We start from the raw sequence: 2570 nt of genomic DNA, 5'->3' as shown, positions 1-2570 counted from the left end.
TGCATACGCCGGTCAAATTGATCCAGGTTGGCCGGTTTAATGTGACCCGGTTTGGCCGGAGCAAATTGATCCAGGCTGGCCGGAACAAACTGACCCACCTGGTGCACTGATTTTTTGATGGGATGGAGGCATCCTGATTCACTCAGTTTTGGTAAAAAACGGAGTGCTTCATGTCTAACCATCCTCTCTCCATGATTAAGATTCGTCTTATTCTGCGCCTGCACGATCAAGGGGTAAGCAGGCATCAGATTGCAGCCCGCAGCGGTACGGCCCGTAATACGCTAAAGAAGTACCTGGCAGCCTATGTGGCCAGCGGCCTAACACCGGAAGCCATTGCACAGTGCTCCGATAAAGAGCTCGAAGAGCTCTTTGTAGCCCCGCAGCATAGCCCCGTTAACGAGCGGCTGCAACAGCTTACCCATCACTTTCCTTCGGTAGAAAAAGAACTTAAAAAGAAGGGCGTCACCCTGCTTACCTGTTGGGAGCAATACCGCGCTATGCATCCTGACGGACTGGGTAAAAGCCAGTTTAAGCATTATTTCGCCCAGTGGAAGGGACGGCAGAACCCCACGATGAACCAGCAGCACAAGGCCGGTGATAAATGCTATATCGACTTCGCGGGAGAGAAACTCTCGTACACCGATGGGGATACAGGCGAGGTAATAGCGACGGAAGTGTTCGTGGCCATTCTGGGAGCCTCGCAGCTCACGTACGTAGAAGCTGTGCGCAGCCAGCAAAAGGAAGATTTTATTTCGGCCTGCCAGAACGCCCTGCACTTTTTCGGCGGCGTACCGGCAGCCCTCGTGCCGGATAATCTAAAAAGCGCCGTTACCAAATCGAGCCGCTACGAACCTACGCTCAACGAGACCTTCGCTGACTTTGCCGCCCATTATGCCACAGTAGTATTGCCCGCACGAGCCTATCGTCCACGCGATAAGGCTTTGGTAGAGGGCGCCGTGCGCATCGCCTATACCCGTATCTACGTGCCTGTCCGTAAAGCTGCCTATACAACCCTTGAGGCTCTCAACGCAGCCATCAGTGAAGCGCTGGAAGCATACAATAATCAGAAACGCTCCAACCGGCCCTACAGCCGACGCCAGCTCTTCGAAGAAGTAGAGCGTTGTGCACTGGCACCATTGCCACAGTTTCCCTACCACTGCAAAAAGCAACACTATGCCACCGTGGCCAAGAACGGTCACGTGGGCCTCTCAGAAGACAAGCATTACTACAGCGTGCCGTATCGTTTTATAGGCCGTAAGGTCAAGTTGTTGTATAGCGTGCAGAGCGTGGAGATCTTCTTTAACTACGAGCGAATCGCGCTTCACCACCGTTCCCGCAGGCCCTATCAGTACACCACCGATGCAGCACATATGGCATCCACCCACCGCTTTGTAGCCGAGTGGTCGCCAGAGTTTTTCACTGCCTGGGGCCACCGGGTAGCTGAAGAAGTAGGAAGGTATCTGGAAGGGGTTCTGCGGACCCGTCCTCATCCGGAGCAGGCCTACAAGGCTTGTGTCGGCATCCTGTCGCTGGCAAAGAAGGTCGGGGAACCGCGTCTCATCAATGCCTGCAAAAGAGGCAACTCCTATGAACGGTATTCCTACAGCACCATTGAGCGTATCCTCGATCTGGGGCTGGATGGGCGCGACGCGGAAGAAGAAGTATTTAATGAGGCCCGGCCGATGCCGGGCCATAACAACATCCGCGGCGGAGGCTATTACGAGTAACCCTCAGTTTTCTATTCTTCACTTCATAAAAAAAACCAAACACATGATCACAAACCTCAACGAACAGACCCTGGACAAGTTGCGCACGTTGCGCCTGGGCGGCATGTACCAGCTGATGAAAACCTCAGTGGACACTGACCGCATGACGACACTAACCCCCGACGAGTGGCTCCACGAGCTGGTACAGGCTGAGTGGGATGAGCGTCAGAACCGCTCCATTGATATGCGCATCCGCCTGGCCCGTTTTCGCTACCGCGCCTCCTTGGAAGAACTGCACTACGGCATGGATCGCGGACTGGACCGCGGTCAGGTAGAACGGCTGGCTGCCTGCAATTTTATTGACAGGGCAGAATCCGTGGTAATCACCGGTTCTACTGGTTCGGGCAAGTCGTACCTGGCTTCTGCTCTCGGCTATCATGCCTGCTCACGCGGCTATAAGGTGATTTATCACCACATGCCCAAACTGCTGTCCCGACTAAAAATGAGTAAAGCCGATGGCTCTTACATCAAAGAAGTTGCACGGATTGAAAAGCAGCAACTCCTTATCCTGGATGATTTTGGCCTGCAGCCCCTTGACGCCCAGGGCCGCAACGCACTGATGGAGATGGTAGAAGACCGCCATGGTAAAAGTTCACTTATCATTACCTCGCAGGTGCCTGTCAGCGGCTGGCACGATATCATCGGAGAGCACACCGTTGCCGACGCCATCCTGGATCGTATTGTTCATGCCGCTCACCGCGTTGAATTGAAAGGAGAATCGATGCGAAAAAGAAGAGCAACAGCCAATTGAAAAAGCAAGTCCTAAATTTGAATTGCAAAGACAAATTAGAAAAGCAGTAAAAA

At 53.4% G+C, this 2570-nt stretch carries 2 protein-coding genes; both read left to right on the top strand.

Going from position 1 to position 2570, the window contains the following annotated elements:
- The first annotated feature begins 191 nt into the window (after window positions 1–191).
- Window positions 192–1727: an IS21 family transposase gene (gene istA, locus DRJ53_RS20935; protein WP_206609861.1), complete on the top strand. Its 1536-nt coding sequence runs from the start codon at window positions 192–194 to the stop codon at window positions 1725–1727.
- Window positions 1728–1770: 43 nt separating this feature from the next.
- Window positions 1771–2517: an IS21-like element helper ATPase IstB gene (gene istB / locus DRJ53_RS20930; protein ID WP_114237624.1), complete on the top strand. Its 747-nt coding sequence runs from the start codon at window positions 1771–1773 to the stop codon at window positions 2515–2517.
- Window positions 2518–2570 lie beyond the last annotated feature (53 nt).

The sequence above is a fragment of the Paracnuella aquatica genome, assembly GCF_003332885.2.
Classification (GTDB): domain Bacteria; phylum Bacteroidota; class Bacteroidia; order Chitinophagales; family Chitinophagaceae; genus Flavisolibacter; species Flavisolibacter aquaticus.
Note: the sequence above shows the minus strand (reverse complement) of the source record. Positions and strands in the feature narration are given on the sequence as shown.

Bases quoted from the DNA above. Each gene is read 5' to 3' on its own strand.
- istA (WP_206609861.1), top strand. From the start codon at position 192: ATGATTAAGATTCGTCTTATTCTGCGCCTGCACGATCAAGGGGTAAGC.
- istB (WP_114237624.1), top strand. From the start codon at position 1,771: ATGATCACAAACCTCAACGAACAGACCCTGGACAAGTTGCGCACGTTG.